This window comes from Corynebacterium bouchesdurhonense (genome assembly GCF_900078305.2).
Lineage (GTDB): Bacteria > Actinomycetota > Actinomycetes > Mycobacteriales > Mycobacteriaceae > Corynebacterium > Corynebacterium bouchesdurhonense.
The window spans coordinates 35,460-50,047 of the sequence record NZ_LT546026.1; the positions used below are offsets into that span (position 1 = coordinate 35,460).

17 protein-coding genes are annotated in these 14,588 nt (G+C 68.3%); 8 read left to right on the forward strand and 9 right to left on the reverse strand.

All coding sequences use genetic code 11. From position 1 onward, the window contains the following. Nucleotides 1-5: 5 nt before the first annotated feature. Genes BN4252_RS02295 through BN4252_RS02305 form a run of 3 tightly spaced genes read right to left on the reverse strand, consistent with a single transcriptional unit; the run spans nucleotide 6 to nucleotide 1,917 of the window. Nucleotides 6-620 (reverse strand): energy-coupling factor transporter transmembrane component T family protein, encoded by a 615-nt coding sequence (locus BN4252_RS02295; protein ID WP_066524866.1) that lies wholly within the window; start codon nucleotides 618-620, stop codon nucleotides 6-8. Beyond that, on the reverse strand, nucleotides 617-1,306 hold the full coding sequence (locus tag BN4252_RS02300) for an energy-coupling factor ABC transporter ATP-binding protein (RefSeq protein WP_066524862.1): 690 nt from the start codon (nucleotides 1,304-1,306) through the stop codon (nucleotides 617-619). Before BN4252_RS02300 ends, BN4252_RS02295 begins: the two co-directional genes overlap by 4 nt. A gap of 5 nt (nucleotides 1,307-1,311) precedes the next feature. Next, nucleotides 1,312-1,917 carry a biotin transporter BioY gene (locus tag BN4252_RS02305; protein WP_066524857.1) on the reverse strand — a complete coding sequence of 202 codons (606 nt, stop codon included), beginning with the start codon at nucleotides 1,915-1,917 and terminating at the stop codon, nucleotides 1,312-1,314. Between the two features lie 64 nt (nucleotides 1,918-1,981). Between BN4252_RS02305 and BN4252_RS02310 the strand changes: the two genes are divergently transcribed. From BN4252_RS02310 to recX, 3 genes are all read left to right on the forward strand, one after another. After that, nucleotides 1,982-2,197, forward strand: a complete 216-nt coding sequence (locus BN4252_RS02310) for a DUF3046 domain-containing protein (protein WP_066524847.1) — start codon at nucleotides 1,982-1,984, stop codon at nucleotides 2,195-2,197. 218 nt (nucleotides 2,198-2,415) lie between these two features. Next, the gene (recA, locus tag BN4252_RS02315; protein WP_066524845.1) at nucleotides 2,416-3,549 is read left to right on the forward strand and encodes a recombinase RecA; all 1,134 of its coding nucleotides are present in this window, start codon (nucleotides 2,416-2,418) and stop codon (nucleotides 3,547-3,549) included. 14 nt (nucleotides 3,550-3,563) lie between these two features. Next, the gene (recX, locus tag BN4252_RS02320; protein ID WP_066524844.1) at nucleotides 3,564-4,148 is read left to right on the forward strand and encodes a recombination regulator RecX; all 585 of its coding nucleotides are present in this window, start codon (nucleotides 3,564-3,566) and stop codon (nucleotides 4,146-4,148) included. Here the strand turns inward: recX and BN4252_RS02325 are convergent. From BN4252_RS02325 to BN4252_RS02340, 4 genes are all read right to left on the reverse strand, one after another. Further along, on the reverse strand, nucleotides 4,145-5,098 hold the full coding sequence (locus BN4252_RS02325) for an amino acid ABC transporter permease (protein ID WP_066524842.1): 954 nt from the start codon (nucleotides 5,096-5,098) through the stop codon (nucleotides 4,145-4,147). The two genes, recX and BN4252_RS02325, sit on opposite strands and share 4 nt — an antisense overlap. After that, nucleotides 5,099-5,785, reverse strand: a complete 687-nt coding sequence (locus tag BN4252_RS02330; protein WP_066524839.1) for an amino acid ABC transporter permease — start codon at nucleotides 5,783-5,785, stop codon at nucleotides 5,099-5,101. A gap of 61 nt (nucleotides 5,786-5,846) precedes the next feature. Next, nucleotides 5,847-6,722: a glutamate ABC transporter substrate-binding protein gene (locus BN4252_RS02335; RefSeq protein ID WP_078056725.1), complete on the reverse strand. Its 876-nt coding sequence runs from the start codon at nucleotides 6,720-6,722 to the stop codon at nucleotides 5,847-5,849. 42 nt (nucleotides 6,723-6,764) lie between these two features. After that, complete coding sequence (locus tag BN4252_RS02340; protein ID WP_066524832.1) at nucleotides 6,765-7,490, reverse strand: amino acid ABC transporter ATP-binding protein; 726 nt, start codon at nucleotides 7,488-7,490, stop codon at nucleotides 6,765-6,767. A gap of 175 nt (nucleotides 7,491-7,665) precedes the next feature. On the opposite strand from BN4252_RS02340, the gene miaB reads away from it, so the two are divergent. After that, the gene (miaB, locus tag BN4252_RS02345) at nucleotides 7,666-9,180 is read left to right on the forward strand and encodes a tRNA (N6-isopentenyl adenosine(37)-C2)-methylthiotransferase MiaB (protein ID WP_066524827.1); all 1,515 of its coding nucleotides are present in this window, start codon (nucleotides 7,666-7,668) and stop codon (nucleotides 9,178-9,180) included. A gap of 10 nt (nucleotides 9,181-9,190) precedes the next feature. Further along, the gene (locus tag BN4252_RS02350) at nucleotides 9,191-9,823 is read left to right on the forward strand and encodes an Rv2732c family membrane protein (protein WP_066524821.1); all 633 of its coding nucleotides are present in this window, start codon (nucleotides 9,191-9,193) and stop codon (nucleotides 9,821-9,823) included. Between the two features lie 3 nt (nucleotides 9,824-9,826). On the opposite strand, the gene BN4252_RS02355 is transcribed toward BN4252_RS02350, so the two are convergent. Together BN4252_RS02355 and BN4252_RS02360 are read right to left on the reverse strand one after the other, a co-directional pair. Then, complete coding sequence (locus BN4252_RS02355; RefSeq protein WP_066524815.1) at nucleotides 9,827-10,897, reverse strand: GNAT family N-acetyltransferase; 1,071 nt, start codon at nucleotides 10,895-10,897, stop codon at nucleotides 9,827-9,829. Further along, the gene (locus BN4252_RS02360; RefSeq protein WP_066525826.1) at nucleotides 10,897-12,123 is read right to left on the reverse strand and encodes a DUF349 domain-containing protein; all 1,227 of its coding nucleotides are present in this window, start codon (nucleotides 12,121-12,123) and stop codon (nucleotides 10,897-10,899) included. Before BN4252_RS02360 ends, BN4252_RS02355 begins: the two co-directional genes overlap by 1 nt. Before the next feature lie 75 nt (nucleotides 12,124-12,198). On the opposite strand from BN4252_RS02360, the gene BN4252_RS02365 reads away from it, so the two are divergent. The 3 genes from BN4252_RS02365 to dapF are packed head-to-tail and all read left to right on the forward strand — an operon-like array spanning nucleotide 12,199 to nucleotide 14,515. Next, nucleotides 12,199-12,777: a hypothetical protein gene (locus BN4252_RS02365; protein ID WP_066525836.1), complete on the forward strand. Its 579-nt coding sequence runs from the start codon at nucleotides 12,199-12,201 to the stop codon at nucleotides 12,775-12,777. Next, nucleotides 12,774-13,682: a tRNA (adenosine(37)-N6)-dimethylallyltransferase MiaA gene (gene miaA / locus BN4252_RS02370; RefSeq protein WP_066524813.1), complete on the forward strand. Its 909-nt coding sequence runs from the start codon at nucleotides 12,774-12,776 to the stop codon at nucleotides 13,680-13,682. The genes BN4252_RS02365 and miaA overlap by 4 nt, the downstream gene beginning before the upstream one ends. Further along, nucleotides 13,679-14,515 (forward strand): diaminopimelate epimerase, encoded by an 837-nt coding sequence (gene dapF, locus BN4252_RS02375; RefSeq protein ID WP_066524812.1) that lies wholly within the window; start codon nucleotides 13,679-13,681, stop codon nucleotides 14,513-14,515. The genes miaA and dapF overlap by 4 nt, the downstream gene beginning before the upstream one ends. Nucleotides 14,516-14,588: the final 73 nt, after the last annotated feature.

Genomic DNA, 14,588 nt, shown 5'->3' on the forward strand with positions numbered 1-14,588 from the left:
GAGACCTAGTCCACCGCGCCGCGCGCCATGAGCGCTTCGCCGATCATCTTGGCGCGGCGCACGGAGCGGATCACCAGGGGGATGCCGAAGGCGGCGAACGAGAACCCGGCGCCGCGCGCCTTGCGGGCGTCGAGCACCTCGTTGGCCGTGGCGAGCATGAGGGGGATGAGCCGGATGGTCAGCGCGATGGTGAGGCTGATCAGGTCGGTGCGCACGCCCAGCCTGCTGAGGGGGCGCAGGCTGGCGTCGAGGGCGTCGAGTAGCTCCTCCACCGTGGTGGTCAGCGTGAGTAGGTTGGCCGCCGCGATGGTGGCCAGCAGACTGATCAGCATGGTCAGGGCGCGCTCGGCGCCGTTCTGCCACCAGGAGAACGCACCGAGGAACCCCAAGATGGGCAGCAGCGGCACCAGCTGGCGCCATGCCACCCCGGCGGGCACGCGGGCGGCTGGGTAGAGCGCCATCGCAGCGATTAGCACCGCCATGGATTGCCACGGCTCGGCGGGCCAGACGGTGGCGACAATGATGAACGCCACCAGCGCAACAAACTTCACGGTGGGGTGGGCGCGGTGCAGCGCGGTGTTGCCGGGCACGTACACGCCCAGCGGCAGCTCGCGGATCACGGCTTTGATTCCATGAGGTCGAGGTAGTGGGCGATCGCCTCGTCGGGCGCGGCGTCGCACACCAGGTGGGCCTCGTCGATCACCAGCACGCGGTCGAAGCCGCGCAGCATCTCGAGGTCGTGCGTGACCACGATGACCTGCTGCTCCAGGGCCTCCAGCTCGCGGATGAGGCGGCGGCGGTTGCGCAGGTCCAGCAGCGTGGTCGGCTCGTCGGCGATCACGGTGTCCGGCTCGGTCACCAGCACGGATGCCAGCGCCAACAGCTGTTTTTCGCCGCCGGAGAGGGTGTGCGGGGAGTTCTCGGCAAGCTCGCTGAGCCCGAAGCGCTCCAGCGCGGCGGCGGTGCGGGCGCGCACCTCGTCGCGCGGTAGTTTGAAGCGGCGCAGGGAGAACGCCACGTCGTCGGCTACGCGAGGCATGACAATTTGTGACTCGGCATCGGAGAACACGAACCCCACCCGGCGGCGGATCTCTTTGCCGTGGGTGCTGGGGGACTGGCCGTCGACAAGCACGCGCCCCGTAGTCGGCTCAATTAAGCCGTTGATCAGCCGCACGGTGGTGGACTTGCCGGAGCCGTTCGAGCCGATGATGCCGATGCGCCGCTCGTTGAGGCGCACGGTGAGCGGCGCGAGCACCTGCGTGCCGTCGTAGGAAACGGACGCGCCCTCGAATTCGATCAGGGGCATTGTGCTTATCGACGCTCCCGATGCAAGTCCGGAAACGCACCGTGCACCGCCGCGGCGACCGCGATCATCAACGCGATCTTGCCCGCATCCGGCAGCAGGAACGGCACCTGCGCGGCCCACGCGGCGCCGAACGTCATGTCCAGGCGCCACATCATGCCGAAGACCCCGAAGAGGTACTGCAAGAAAAGGCCTACCGCGCCTGCGAGCGCGATCACCGCGACGGTTGCGCCGCGGTTGGCCTTGAACGGGGCGAGGTAGGCGATCGCGCCTGCGACGTAGGCGGAGACGAGGTAGCCGACCAGGTAGCCCACGGTTGGGCCGCCGAGCGCGGCGATGACGGTGCGGCCGCCCGCTAGCACTGGCAGGGCGAGGCCGACCAGGAGGAAGACCGCGGCGGTGAGGAACCCCCGGCGGCGGCCCAGAACGAGGCCGGCGAGGATGACGGCCGCGTTCTGCAGCACGATCGGCACGCCGGCGGCTCCGACGGGGATGGACACGAAGCCCAGGACGATGATGATGGCGGCGAAGACGGCGATGAGCGCGATGTCCTGCGCGGTTGCGTTGCCGCGGGGGCGGGGCTGCGCCGGTGTGGCGGGGGTAGCTGAGGTCATGGCGGGAAGTGTAGTTGAACACCGTTCAATTGCGCGCTTAGTTGGGCGTGTAAGTTTGTAGCCCATGCGCCTGACTGAGTTTGAGCAGCTTGTCCGTGACGAGTTCGGACCGGAGCGCGCCCAGTGGATCATCGGGTCCCAGGTCCTGCCGCAGTCCGGCCAGACCGCGGCGGAGGCGATCGAAAGCGGTGTCGATCCGCGCGAGGTGTGGCAGGGGCTCTGCGATGCCTTCGACGTTCCCGAGGAGCGCCGCCTGGGCGTGGATCGCCCGGGTTTTTAGGGCGGCTGCCCCCACACGGCGTGTGCGATGCGGTATCGAACATGTTTGCGTGTAGGATCGGGCGTGTTGGATCCCGGTTCTACAGTGTGGTCTAGCTTCGCCGTTCTTCGCTGCTGGAAAAAGTTCGGGTCCGGACGGAACCGGAGGCAACGGCGAGCGTCTAATACATAACAGCTACATTTCTGCCGCCGCCACACATCGAAGAGGAGAGCACACGCATGGCAACCAAGAAGAAGACCGCAGCCGCCGCGGGGAGCGACCGTCAGAACGCGCTCGACGCGGCGCTAGCGATGATCGAGAAGGACTTCGGCAAGGGCGCGATTATGCGCCTGGGGGACGAGGAGCGCCCGCCGATCCAGTCCATCTCCTCCGGCAACACCGCCATCGACGTGGCGCTGGGCATCGGCGGCTGGCCCCGCGGGCGCATCGTGGAGATTTACGGGCCGGAGTCTTCCGGTAAGACCACCGTTGCACTGCACGCCATCGCTCAGGCGCAGCGCGCAGGCGGCATCGCCGCGTTCATCGACGCGGAGCACGCGCTCGACCCCGAGTACGCCAAGAAGCTCGGCGTGGACACCGACAACCTGCTGGTTTCCCAGCCGGACACGGGCGAGCAGGCGCTCGAGATCGCGGACATGCTGGTGCGCTCCGGCGCCATCGACATCATTGTGATCGACTCGGTCGCGGCACTGACGCCGAAGGCCGAGATCGAGGGCGAGATGGGCGACAGCCACGTCGGCCTCCAGGCCCGCCTCATGTCGCAGGCGCTGCGCAAGATGACGGGCGCGCTGTACAACTCCGGCACCACCGCCATCTTCATCAACCAGCTGCGCGAGAAGATCGGCGTCATGTTCGGCTCGCCCGAGACCACCACCGGCGGTAAGGCGCTGAAGTTCTACGCCTCCGTCCGCTGCGACGTGCGCCGTATCCAGACGCTGAAGGACGGCCAGGATTCCATCGGCAACCGCACCAAGCTGAAGGTGGTTAAGAACAAGGTCTCGCCGCCGTTCAAGATCGCCGAGTTCGACATCATGTACGGCGAGGGCATTTCCCGCGAGTCCTCGATCATCGACATGGGCGTGGACAACGGCATTGTGAAGAAGTCCGGCTCCTGGTTCACCTACGAGGGGGACCAGCTAGGCCAGGGCAAAGAGAAGGCCCGCCTGTTCCTGAAGGACAACCCGGAGCTGGCGGACGAGATCGAGGACAAGATCTTCAAGGCCCTCGGCGTGGGCAAGTACGCGAACGCCAGCGCCGCGGACGACGAGCTGACGGACGATCCAGTGGACATGGTCCCCAACATCGACTTCGACGACGATGACGAGGACCTCCTGGCCTCCGACGAGCAGTAGCCGAGCAGTAGCCCGTGCCGCAGCCCGATCCGGAGAAGCTTGCCCGCCTGCAGCGCGCGATCGACGAGTTCGAGGAGGGCGACCTTTTTGACGCGCGCCGCGACGAGGCTTTGGCGCCCGTGCGTAAGCGCGCGCTCGGGCTCCTAGACCAGCGGGCCCGCTCCCGCCACGAGCTGCGAGAGCGCCTGATCGCCGCCGAGTTCGCACCCGATCTCGTCGACGAGGTGCTGGACTCGCTCGAGCGCGCATCGCTTATCGACGACTCCTCGTTCGCGCACGAATGGGTCCGCCAGCGCGCCGCCCGGCGTGGCAAGTCGGCGCGGGCCCTCGACTTGGAGCTGCGCGACAAGGGCGTGGCCGCGGCGATCCGCGCCGACGCCCTGGCCCAGATCAGCGAGGAGGACGAGGAGGCGCAGGCCCGCGCCCTCGCCGAGAAGAAGGCCCGTGCCGTCAAGGCGGTGCCCGCGGACCGCACCGAATACGACAAGGCGCTGCGCCGCGTCGTCGGTGTGCTTGCCCGCCGCGGCTACAGCTCGGGTATGTCAGTGCGGATTGCCCGCGAGGCGCTCGACGAGCGCCTCGACGAGCTTGGGGGCTAGTGACCCTGGTCCGGGTTCTCCAGCTCCACGTAGCCGGGGGCGCGCCAGTCCACGTTGACTGTGTCCTTGGTGTCCAGGCCCACGCTCGGGCCGGCTTCCGGCACTCTGGCGAAGATGTTGCGGCGAGCGCGGCCCGCACGAAGCTGGCGCTCCACTCGCTCGGCGAGCAGCGTGAGGGTGTAGTTGATCAGGATCATGATCACGCCGACCACAAACAGCGAGGCGAGGAAGTTCTGGTTAGTGGAAGCGGACTGGATACCGGAGCGGACAACCTCGATGTAGCCGATCTGGTAGCCGAGCGCGGTGTCCTTAAGCGCAATGACCATCTGTGCGATGAGCGCCGGGAGCATCGCGGCCACAGACTGGGGCAGAAGGATGGTCCACATTGTCTGGCGGTGCGACATGCCGAGCGCGCGGGCCGCCTCAGTCTGGCCCTTCGGCAGGGAGTTGATGCCTGCGCGCAGCACCTCTGCAATTACCGAGCCGTTGTAGAGGGTCAGCGCCACCACGACTGCCCAGAAAGCCAGGCTGCTTGGGGGCACCAGCTTGTATAGGGCAAAGAGCTGGTAGGAGAAGATCATCAGAAGCAGCACTGGGATGGCGCGGAAGAACTCCACGACCACGCCGGAGACGCCGCGGATGAGTTTCGACTCGGACAGGCGGCCAAGCCCGAAGATCACGCCGAAGATGATGGCAAAAACGATGGAGGTCGCTGCCGCTTTCAGCGTGCCGAGCAGGCCCGGCAGGATGTAGGTCTTCCAGGTGTTGGCCTGGGTGAACGGCTTCCATTTTGCGGGGTCGAGCTGGCCCTTCTCACCAAGGGTGGACAGAACCCACCAGGCGATCGCCACTAGGACAATGATGGTGACCGCAGTGTAGATGCGGTTGCGCATTAGGGCTTTGGGGCCCGGTGCGTCATAAAGCACCGTAGCGCGCACTTCATTTGCCATTTACTTCTTCACCGCCATTCGCTCAGCCAGGCGGCCAAAGATGAGGCCGATTGGCAGGGTGAGGATGATGAAACCGAGTGCGAAAACGCCAAAGATGACGAACAGCTCGCTGGCGTGCATCTCAATGGTGGACTTCATCAAAAGGGACGCCTCCGCAACACCGATCGCTGAGGCAATAGTGGTGTTCTTGGTCAGCGCGATCAGTGTGTTGCCTAGTGGCACGAGCGCCGCGCGCCACGCCTGGGGGAAGACGATGTTGCTAAACGTCTGCCCGAAACTCAGCCCCAGCGAACGCGCCGCCTCGGCCTGGCCGAAGTGGACGGTGTTGATGCCGCTTCGCAGGCTCTCCGCCACAAAGCAGGAGGTGTAGAGGATGAAACCGAGCACGGCGAGGCGGAAGTTTTGGTCCGCCAGGAAGGTGCTGGACTCGCGGCTGGCCAGTTGCAGGCCCAAGTTCTGGTAAAGGCCGAAGGAGCAGAACAGGATCACCAGCGTCAACGGGGTGTTGCGCACGGTGTTGATGTAAAACGCCGACAGCGAGCGCAAGATCCCCACGGGGGAGACGCGCATGGCGGTCAAAATCGTGCCCAGCACGAGCGAGCCAATGGCTGACAACGCGGTGAGCTTGATGGTCGTCCAAAAGGCAGGCCAGAGCTTAGGGAGCAAAAATGCCCAGAGTGCATCCATGGTGAAACTCTCGATTGAAGGGATGGGGCGGCGGGCGCTTTGTCCGCGCCCGCGTGAACGGCTAGTTCAGGAAGGAGAGGTCACCCGGGGTGGCCTTTTCAACGCCCTCGCCGCCGTCGATGTTCTCCTCAAGGAACTTGTCAAAGGAGCCGTCGTCGTACATCGCCTTCAGCGCCTTGTTGATGGCCTCGGTGGCTTCGGTGTCGTCTTTCTTCAGGCCGATGCCGTAGTGCTCGTTGGTGAACGGCTTGCCGTCCTTGTTCAGCTCAACCAGCTTGAAGGTGCCGGGGGACTGTGCGGCGTAGCCGCCGAGGATGGTGGCGTCGGTGGTCAGCGCGTCGACGTTGCCCTGGCGCAGTGCCTCAACGCAGGAGGAATAGGTGTCATACTCCTGCAGCTGCACGCCCGGCAGGGTGTCCTTCACCTTCTGGGCGGGGGTGGAGCCGGTCACCGAGCACAGGATCTTGCCGTCAAGGTCCTCAAGACCCTTGATGTCCGAGTTGCCGCTCTGTACCAGGAGGCCCTGGTGGGTGACCAAGTACGGGCCGCCGAAGTTCACGGACTCCGCGCGGGACTTGTTGATGGAATAGGTGGCGGTGATCATGTCCACCTCGCCGTTAGAGATCAGGGTCTCGCGCTGCGCGGACGGGGTCTCGCGCCAAGAGATGGTCGGCTCGGACCAGCCGTTGTCCTTTGCAATAGAGTTCACCACGTAGGTGGCCACGTCCACGTCCAGGCCGGACATGGAGCCGTCAGCCTCGCGGAGGCCAAGGCCCGGCTGGTCAAACTTGGTGCCGAGGGTGACGCTGCCCGACTCGATGTGGGCGAGGAGGCCTTCGCCGGCTGCGTCGCCGTCGGAGCTGCCGCCGCAGGCGGTCAGAGTAAGGCCCAGGATTGCTGCGGAAGCAGCGGCGGTGATGCGAACGGTCCGGTTCATGAGAAAACTCCTTGTCATCGAGTTGGGGGAATGCTTACGGGGCTAGTGCAGGATCTTGCCCAGGAAGTCCCGGGCGCGGTCCGACTGTGGATTGGTGAAGAAGGACTCGGGATCGGTGTCTTCCACGATCTCGCCGTCCGCCATGAAGATGATGCGGTCAGCCACCTTGCGGGCGAAGCCCATCTCGTGGGTGACCACCAGCATGGTCATGCCGGAGGCTGCGAGCTCGGTCATGACATCGAGGACTTCTCCCACCATTTCAGGGTCTAGGGCGGAGGTTGGCTCGTCGAAAAGCATGACCTTCGGCTCCATTGCAAGCGCGCGGGCGATAGCCACGCGCTGCTGCTGACCGCCGGAAAGCTGGGCGGGGTATTTCTCCGCCTGCGCACCGATGCCCACGCGCTCGAGGAGCTCATCGGCTCGGCGGACGGCGTCGGCCTTCTTCGTGCCGCGCACCTTTGTGGGCCCGAGGGTGACGTTGTCACGGATGGTCAGGTGCGGGAACAGGTTGAACTGCTGGAACACCATGCCCACTTCGGAGCGCAGCTTGGCCAGGTCCTTGCCCTCCTCGGGTAGGACGCGGCCTTCGATTTCGATCGTTCCCTCGTCGATGGTCTCGAGGCGGTTGATCGTACGACACAGCGTGGACTTACCAGAGCCAGACGGCCCGAGCACCACGATTACTTGGCCGCGAGGGACTTCAAGGTTGATGTTCTTCAACGCGTGGAAATCGCCGAAGTACTTGTTCACGCCGGAAATCCGAATCATCGGCTGAGTAGGCATCTGTGTCATGCGCAATACATTTACGCCACGCAAGTGAGCGAAACTACAAAATTGCGCAATTTTGCTTAAGGTCTCACTAATCGGGTTACCCCCGCCCGCACCGGGGCGCGGCTCGCACGGCGTTTTTCCCTGCACTTCCTCGGCGTTAGACTGTCTCGCCGTGACTACGGCGAGCACCACCCCCACGACCCACCCGCGCACCTACGAGGTGCGCACCTTCGGCTGCCAGATGAACGTGCACGACTCCGAGCGCCTATCCGGCATGCTCGAAGACGCCGGCTACGTGGCCGCGCCGGAGGGGCAGACGCCGGACCTGGTGGTGTTCAACACCTGCGCCGTGCGCGACAACGCGGACCAGCGACTCTACGGCACGCTCGGGCAGCTCAAGCACACCAAGGACACCCACCCGGGGATGCAGATCGCGGTCGGCGGCTGCCTCGCGCAGAAGGACAAGGACGCGGTGATCGACCGCGCGCCGTGGGTGGACGCCGTCTTCGGCACTCACAACCTGTCCGCCCTGCCGACGCTGCTCGAGCGCGCCCGGGTGGAGGACGAGGCGCAGGTGGAGATCGCCGAGGCGCTCGAAGCGTTCCCGTCCGTGCTGCCCGCCAAGCGCGAGTCCGCCTACGCAGGCTGGGTGTCGGTGTCGGTGGGCTGCAACAACACGTGCACGTTCTGCATCGTGCCCAGCTTGCGAGGCAAGGAGATCGACCGCCGCCCCGGCGACATCCTCGCGGAGGTGCAGGCGTTGGCGGACCAGGGCGTTTCCGAGATCACCCTGCTGGGCCAGAACGTGAACGCCTATGGCGTGAACTTCGCGGACCCGGACATGGGGCGCGACCGCTCGGCATTCTCGAAGCTGCTGCGCGCGTGCGGGAACATCGAAGGCCTGGAGCGCGTCCGCTTCACCTCGCCGCACCCGGCGGAGTTCACCTCCGACGTCATCGACGCGATGGCGGAGACGCCCAACGTGTGCCCGCAGCTGCACATGCCCCTGCAGTCCGGTTCGGACAAGGTGCTCAAGGACATGCGCCGCTCCTACCGCTCCCAGAAATTCCTGGCCATCCTGGACGAGGTGCGCGAGAAGTTGCCGCACGCCTCGATCACCACCGACATCATCGTGGGTTTCCCCGGCGAGACGGAGGAGGACTTCCAGGCCACCCTCGACGTGGTGGAGAAGGCCCGCTTCACCTCGGCCTTTACCTTCCAGTACTCGCCGCGCCCGGGCACGCCCGCGGCGGAGATGGCGGACCAGCTGCCCAAGGCCGTGGTGCAGGAGCGCTTCGAGCGCCTGGTCGCGCTGCAGGAGCGCATCTCGGCGGAGGAGAACGCGAAGCTGGTGGGCGCGGACGTGGAACTCCTGGTTCAGGACGGGGGTGGCCGGAAGAACGACCGCACCCAGCGCATGTCGGGGCGCGCCCGCGACGGCCGCCTGGTGCACTTCGCCGTCGAGGGTGCCGTCGGTGGCGCGATCGACGGCGAGGTCCGCCCCGGCGACATCGTCCATGTGACCGTCACCGATTCCAAGCCGCACTTCCTCATCGCGGACTCCGGCATCACACGCCACCGCCGGACCAAGGCCGGCGACAACTGGGCCGCGGGCCAGGTTCCCACGACGGCCCCGGTGGGAGTGGGCTTAGGCTTGCCGACGTTTTCCAAGCCGCGCCAGGGCTAGGGTAGGGGACATGGCCGCCGAAACGAATCTCCCAACAAGCGCCGAGTCCCTGGCCGAGGCCGAGCGGCGCGCGAGCAACTCAATCGCCGACACCCCCGCCCGCTGGGTGCTACTCGCCTGCGCGGCGCTCATGCTGGTGTCCCTGCTGCTCCCGTTCGCCGGCGGCGCCGCGGGGTGGCGCTTCCTCGTGCCAACCGAGGCCTCGCGCGGCGCCAAGGCCAGCATCGCCGAGTACCTGTTCACGTGGTTCTCGCTGGTGGGGCTGGGCGTGTGCGGCACCCTCGCGGCGGCGCTGCGGCGCTACCGGCTGGCTGCGGTGGGTTGGGTGCTCACGGGTATGGCCGTGGTCTTCGCGCTGATGTCCGTGTGGCTGCGGCGAAGCTCGGCGACCGCGGACATGCCGGGCCACGGCGCCGGCATCTACCTGGCCATGGCCGCGGTGCTGGCGGCGGTGTTCGCCTACGTGCCGGTGATCACGCGCCGCGGCGGCGAGCAGGAGGCCATCGCGGTGGAGCGCGCCGCGGCCCAGGGCACCGACGAGGTCGCGCTCGCGCAGCGCGCCGCGGCCGAGCACGCGCACGAGCCCAACCCGCTGCTCGTCGACGACCGACGCGCCCGCGCCGCAGAGCGCCGCCGCCGGTAGCGGCTAGAGCTTCTGCCAGGCCGTGGTCGAGGAGACCACCGCCGCCCCGACGCGGCGCATCATCGCCCCGGCGGGCGCGGAGCCGGCGGGGTAGGAGCAGTACACCGTCTCCAGCCCGTCCCACGCCGTCGCGGCGGCCGCGAGCGTCTCCGCCACCAGCGCGCTGCCGATACCGCGCCCTCGGTGCTCGGGCAGCACGTAGACGAGGCCGAGCTCGCACACCCGCTTGTCGTCGGAGTGGTAGTGCACCACCTCGCACATGCCGGCGATTGCGCCTTGCACGTACGCGATGCCGGTCAGCTGCGCACCCCCGCGGTCGCTCAGGCGCGCGCCGGCGTCCACGATGCGCCCCAGGTCCCACTCGATCGGCTCGAGGCGCAGCTCGCCGCGCGGGTAGTCGCGCGAGGCTTGGGTGAGCAGGTGCGAAAACTGCTCCAGCTCGCCGGGCGCGGCGCGCCGCCGCCCGCCGAAGCCGGGGCCCTCCACCACCGCGATCTCGCACGGGGCATTTCGCTTGTCGACGCTCCCCAGCGAGAACACCGCCTGATCCTCCCGGAACGCCTCCGCGTAGCCCGCGTCGCGCACGCCGGGCGGCGCCTGCATCCCCGGGGCGTGCGTGACCCAGAGCTGCCGGATGGGGCGGTGCAGCTTCTCTGAGAGGGCGTCGATAAGCGAAAGGGCCCCGATCCACGGCTCCTCCGGAGCGGTGTCGCCGGGCAGCGGGGTGAGCTCGGCATCGAGGGTGACGTTGGCCTCCAGCACCTCGCGGTCCTCGAGCAGCGGCACGGAGACGAACACCCAGGCGTGTACGGCGTCGAGGTCCGAGGCGGTGAGCTCGGGGAAGCCGAGCTCGGTGACCGGGCGCAGCGCGTCGTTCTCCGTAAGCGCGAAGAGGTATGCCTCGGATTCGGCCGAGGGTTCGAGGCGCTTGGCGATGTGCGACGCGGTCACGCCCGAGGTGGCCATGCCGGTGATGTCCTGGATGGCGAGGGTGGCGGAGAACGCGTATCCCCCGACCGCGTACTCCGAAAGCTCGGAGCCGGGGCGGGGGACGAACTGGACGGCGGTGAGCACTAGCGGTCGTTCGCCGCCTTGGCCGCCACGTCCGCGAACTCCTGCCACTGCTTGGCCTGCTCGCGCAGCTCCGTCGCCTGCTTGGCGTTGCCCTTCGCCTCGGCGGCGTCCGCCTGCGCGGCGAAGTCGTCCGCCTTGACCTGGAACTGGTTCACCTTGTCCTGGGCGGCCGGGTCGGAGCGGCGCCAGCGGGACTCCTCGGCGTCGGTCACGCGGCGTTCGATCGCGGCGATCTTGTCCTCGTACTCGCGCACCTTGCCGCGCGGCACGAAGCCGATCTCCTCCCACTTGTCCTGCAGCTCGCGCAGCTTCGCCTTCGCCGCGCCGAGGCCCTTGGCCGGGTCCACCAGCGCGTCGTACTCCGCCAGCAGCGCATCCTTCGCCTCGGCGTTGGCCTCGAACTCGCGGTCGCGCTCGGCGTTGACGGCGTTGCGGGCGTCGAAGAAGTGGTCCTGGGCAGCGCGGAACTGCGCCCACAGCTTGTCGTCCACGTCGCGCGGGGCGCGGCCGGCGGCCTTCCACTCCTGCATCAAGTCGCGGAAGGCGCGGGCCGTTTCGTTCCAATCGGTGGAGTCCTTGAGCGCCTCAGCGCGCACCACTAGGTCCTCCTTGGCCTTTTTCGCACTCGCGCGACCGCGGTCCAGCTCGGCGAAGTGGGAGCCGCGGCGGCGGTTGAACGAGTCGCGGGCGCGGGAGTAGCGCTTCCACAGCGCGTCGTCCGTCTTGCGGTCGATGCCGCGGATGGTGCGCCACTCTTCCAGGATGTCGCGGATGCGGTCACCCGCCGCCTTCCAGTCCGTGGAGTGCTCGGCCAGCTCCTCGGCCTCGGCCGCGAGCGCCTCCTTGCGGGCGATGGCCTCGGCGCGGCGCTGCGCCTTGGCCTCCTTCGCGCGCTCCCCGGCCTCGTCGGTACGCGAGATGAGGGACTCCAAGCGGGATTCCAACGCCGCGAAGTCGCCGATGGCCGCCGCAGTGGGCAGGGAATCCTTGATGGTCTGCGCGTTGGCGCGCAGGTTGGCGGCGTCCTCCGGGTGGGCGCGCAGGCGGTTCTCGATGAGCTCGACCTCAGTCACGATGTCGTCGAACCGCTGCCCGAAGTGGGCGAGGCCCTCCTCCGGCGCACCCGCCTGCCAGGAACCGATCTCGCGCTCCGCGCCGCCGTGGGTGACGTAGACGGTGCCCTGCTCGTCCACGCGGCCCGGCACTAGCCGCCGGACGGCGCGAATGGTCTCCGATTTTACCGCGCTTTGCCCCGCCCCGGGCTGGAATGGTCCCCGCGGCGCTCGGCTAAAGTGGGGCGGGTGACCCGCACCGCCTCCGTCCTCATTGTGCCGGGCTCGCCCGCGCTGGTTGCGGAGCTGGGCCGGGGCGATGCGGCGAGTCGCGAGCTCGAGCGCGCCGCGCGGGCAGCCGCCGTCGGGGACACCCGCCCTGTGGACATCGTCTGCGACATGGGCCCGGATACCTACACCGCCCGCACCGGCACCTTCGCCGCGTGGGGCGCGCCCCAGGTGGACGTCGGAGGCGGCAGCCACCTCGGCGAGCTCGTGGTCCGCTACCTGCTCGGCCCGCGCGAGTACCGCCCCGCCCGCGCGCACGTCGCCCCGCTCGACCCGTCCGCCTTGACGGTGGTGGTCGCGGACGGCCCCGCCGGGCTCACGGCCCGCGCCCCGCTCGCGCTCGTGCCCGGTGCCCCCGCGGCCCACGAGGCGCTGCGCCGGTTCGTGGCCACGGGGCGGGGGTTTGTTCGAGGGGGCGTCGACAAGCGCATGCTCTGGGAGGAGCTTTCGCTTCTCGACGTCACCCGGGCCCACCTCATCGCCTCTGACGACACCCTCGGCGTGGGGCGCTACGTGGGGGCGTGGGAGGTGGCGCTGTGAGGCCGATCGCGGTCGTGGGGCCCACCGCGTCCGGCAAATCCGCGCTGGGCATCGCGCTGGCGCAGGAGCTGGGCGGCGAGGTGGTCAACGTGGACTCGATGCAGCTCTACCGCAGCATGGACATCGGCACTGCCAAACTCGCGCCGTCCGAGCGCGGCGGCATCGAGCACCACCTGCTGGACATCTGGGACGTCACCCGCACCGCGTCCGTGGCCGAGTACCAGGCGCTCGCGGTGGCGAAAGTGGAGGAGGTCCTCGCGCGCGGGAAGGTGCCGGTGCTGGTGGGCGGCTCGATGTTGTACGTGCAGTCGCTTATCGACGCCTGGTCCTTCCCGCCAACCGACCCGCAGGTGCGAGCCCGCTGGGAGGCGCGGCTGGCGGAGGTCGGGGTGGACGCGCTGCACGCGGAGCTCGCCGCGGTGGACCCCGACGCCGCCCGCGTGATCGAGGACAAGGACCCGCGCCGCACCGTGCGCGCCCTCGAGGTGATCGAGCTGACGGGCAAGCCGTTCCAGGCCTCGCAGCCGCCGAAGGACGCGCCGCCGCGCTGGGGCACCCGCATCCTGGGGCTGCGTGCGGAGGCGGCGTGGCTCAACCCGCGCATCGAGCTGCGCACGCACCAGATGTTCGAGCAGGGGCTGGTGGACGAGGTCCGCGGTCTGCTGGATGTCGGTCTCACGCGCGACTCCACCGCGGGGCGCGCGATCGGGTACGCGCAGGTGCTGTCGCTGCTCGAGGGGGAGCTTTCGCTTGTCGACGCTCGCGAGCAAACGATCACCGGCACGCGGCGCTACGTGCGCCGCCAGCGCTCCTGGTTCAACCGCGACCCGCGCGTGGCGTGGCTCGACGCGGCCGGGGCGGACGTGCCGGGGGCGGCGCTCGCGGCACTAGACTCGCGTGAGTGAATACCTCGCAGAATTTCTCGCAGCTGCCCTTCATCAAAGCCCACGCCACCGAAAATGACTTCGTGGTGATCATCGACGTGAGCGACGAGCTGACGCTGTCGCCCGAATTCGTGGCGCGGCTGTGCGACCGCCGCGCCGGCATCGGCGGCGACGGCCTCCTGCGCGTGGTGCGCCCCGCCGAGACGGGCCGCTGGTTTATGGACTACCGCAACGCGGACGGCTCGATCGCCGAGATGTGCGGCAACGGCATCCGCGCCTTCGCCCACGTTCTGGCCGCGGAGGGCTTAGAGGAGCGCGACGAGTTCGAGGTGGACACCCGCGCCGGCGTGAAGACCATCCGGGTGCTGGAAGCGACGCCGACCTCCGCGCGCGTGTCCGTGGACATGGGGCCGGTAGAGGTCACCGGCGTGTCCACCGCATCCATGGGGGATTTCGAGTTCGCGGGCCTGGGCGTGGACGTGGGAAACCCGCACCTAGCCTGCGTCATCCCCGGCCTGACACCTTCGGCGCTGGCGGAGCTGGAGTTCTCCCAGCCCGTCTTCGACCGCGGTTTCTTCCCCGAGGGCGTGAACGTGGAGGTGCTCACGGAGCTCGCCGACGGCAACATGCACATGCGCGTGTGGGAGCGCGGCGTGGGCGAGACCCGCTCCTGCGGCACCGGCACGGTGGCGGCTGCGCAGGCTGCGCTCGCCGACGCCGGCCTCGAAGCTGGGTCCGTGAGCGTCCACGTCCCTGGCGGTGTGATCGACGTGGAGCTGGCCGAGGACGCCGGCACCACCCACGCCACCATGACGGGCCCCTCCACCATCGTGGCCCGCGGGTTCCTGGCGTAGCCGGATTCCTCGCGCTGCGTCTGCGAAACGCACCGAGAAGCGCACTCACGACTGAAGCCCCTCTCCTCCGTAA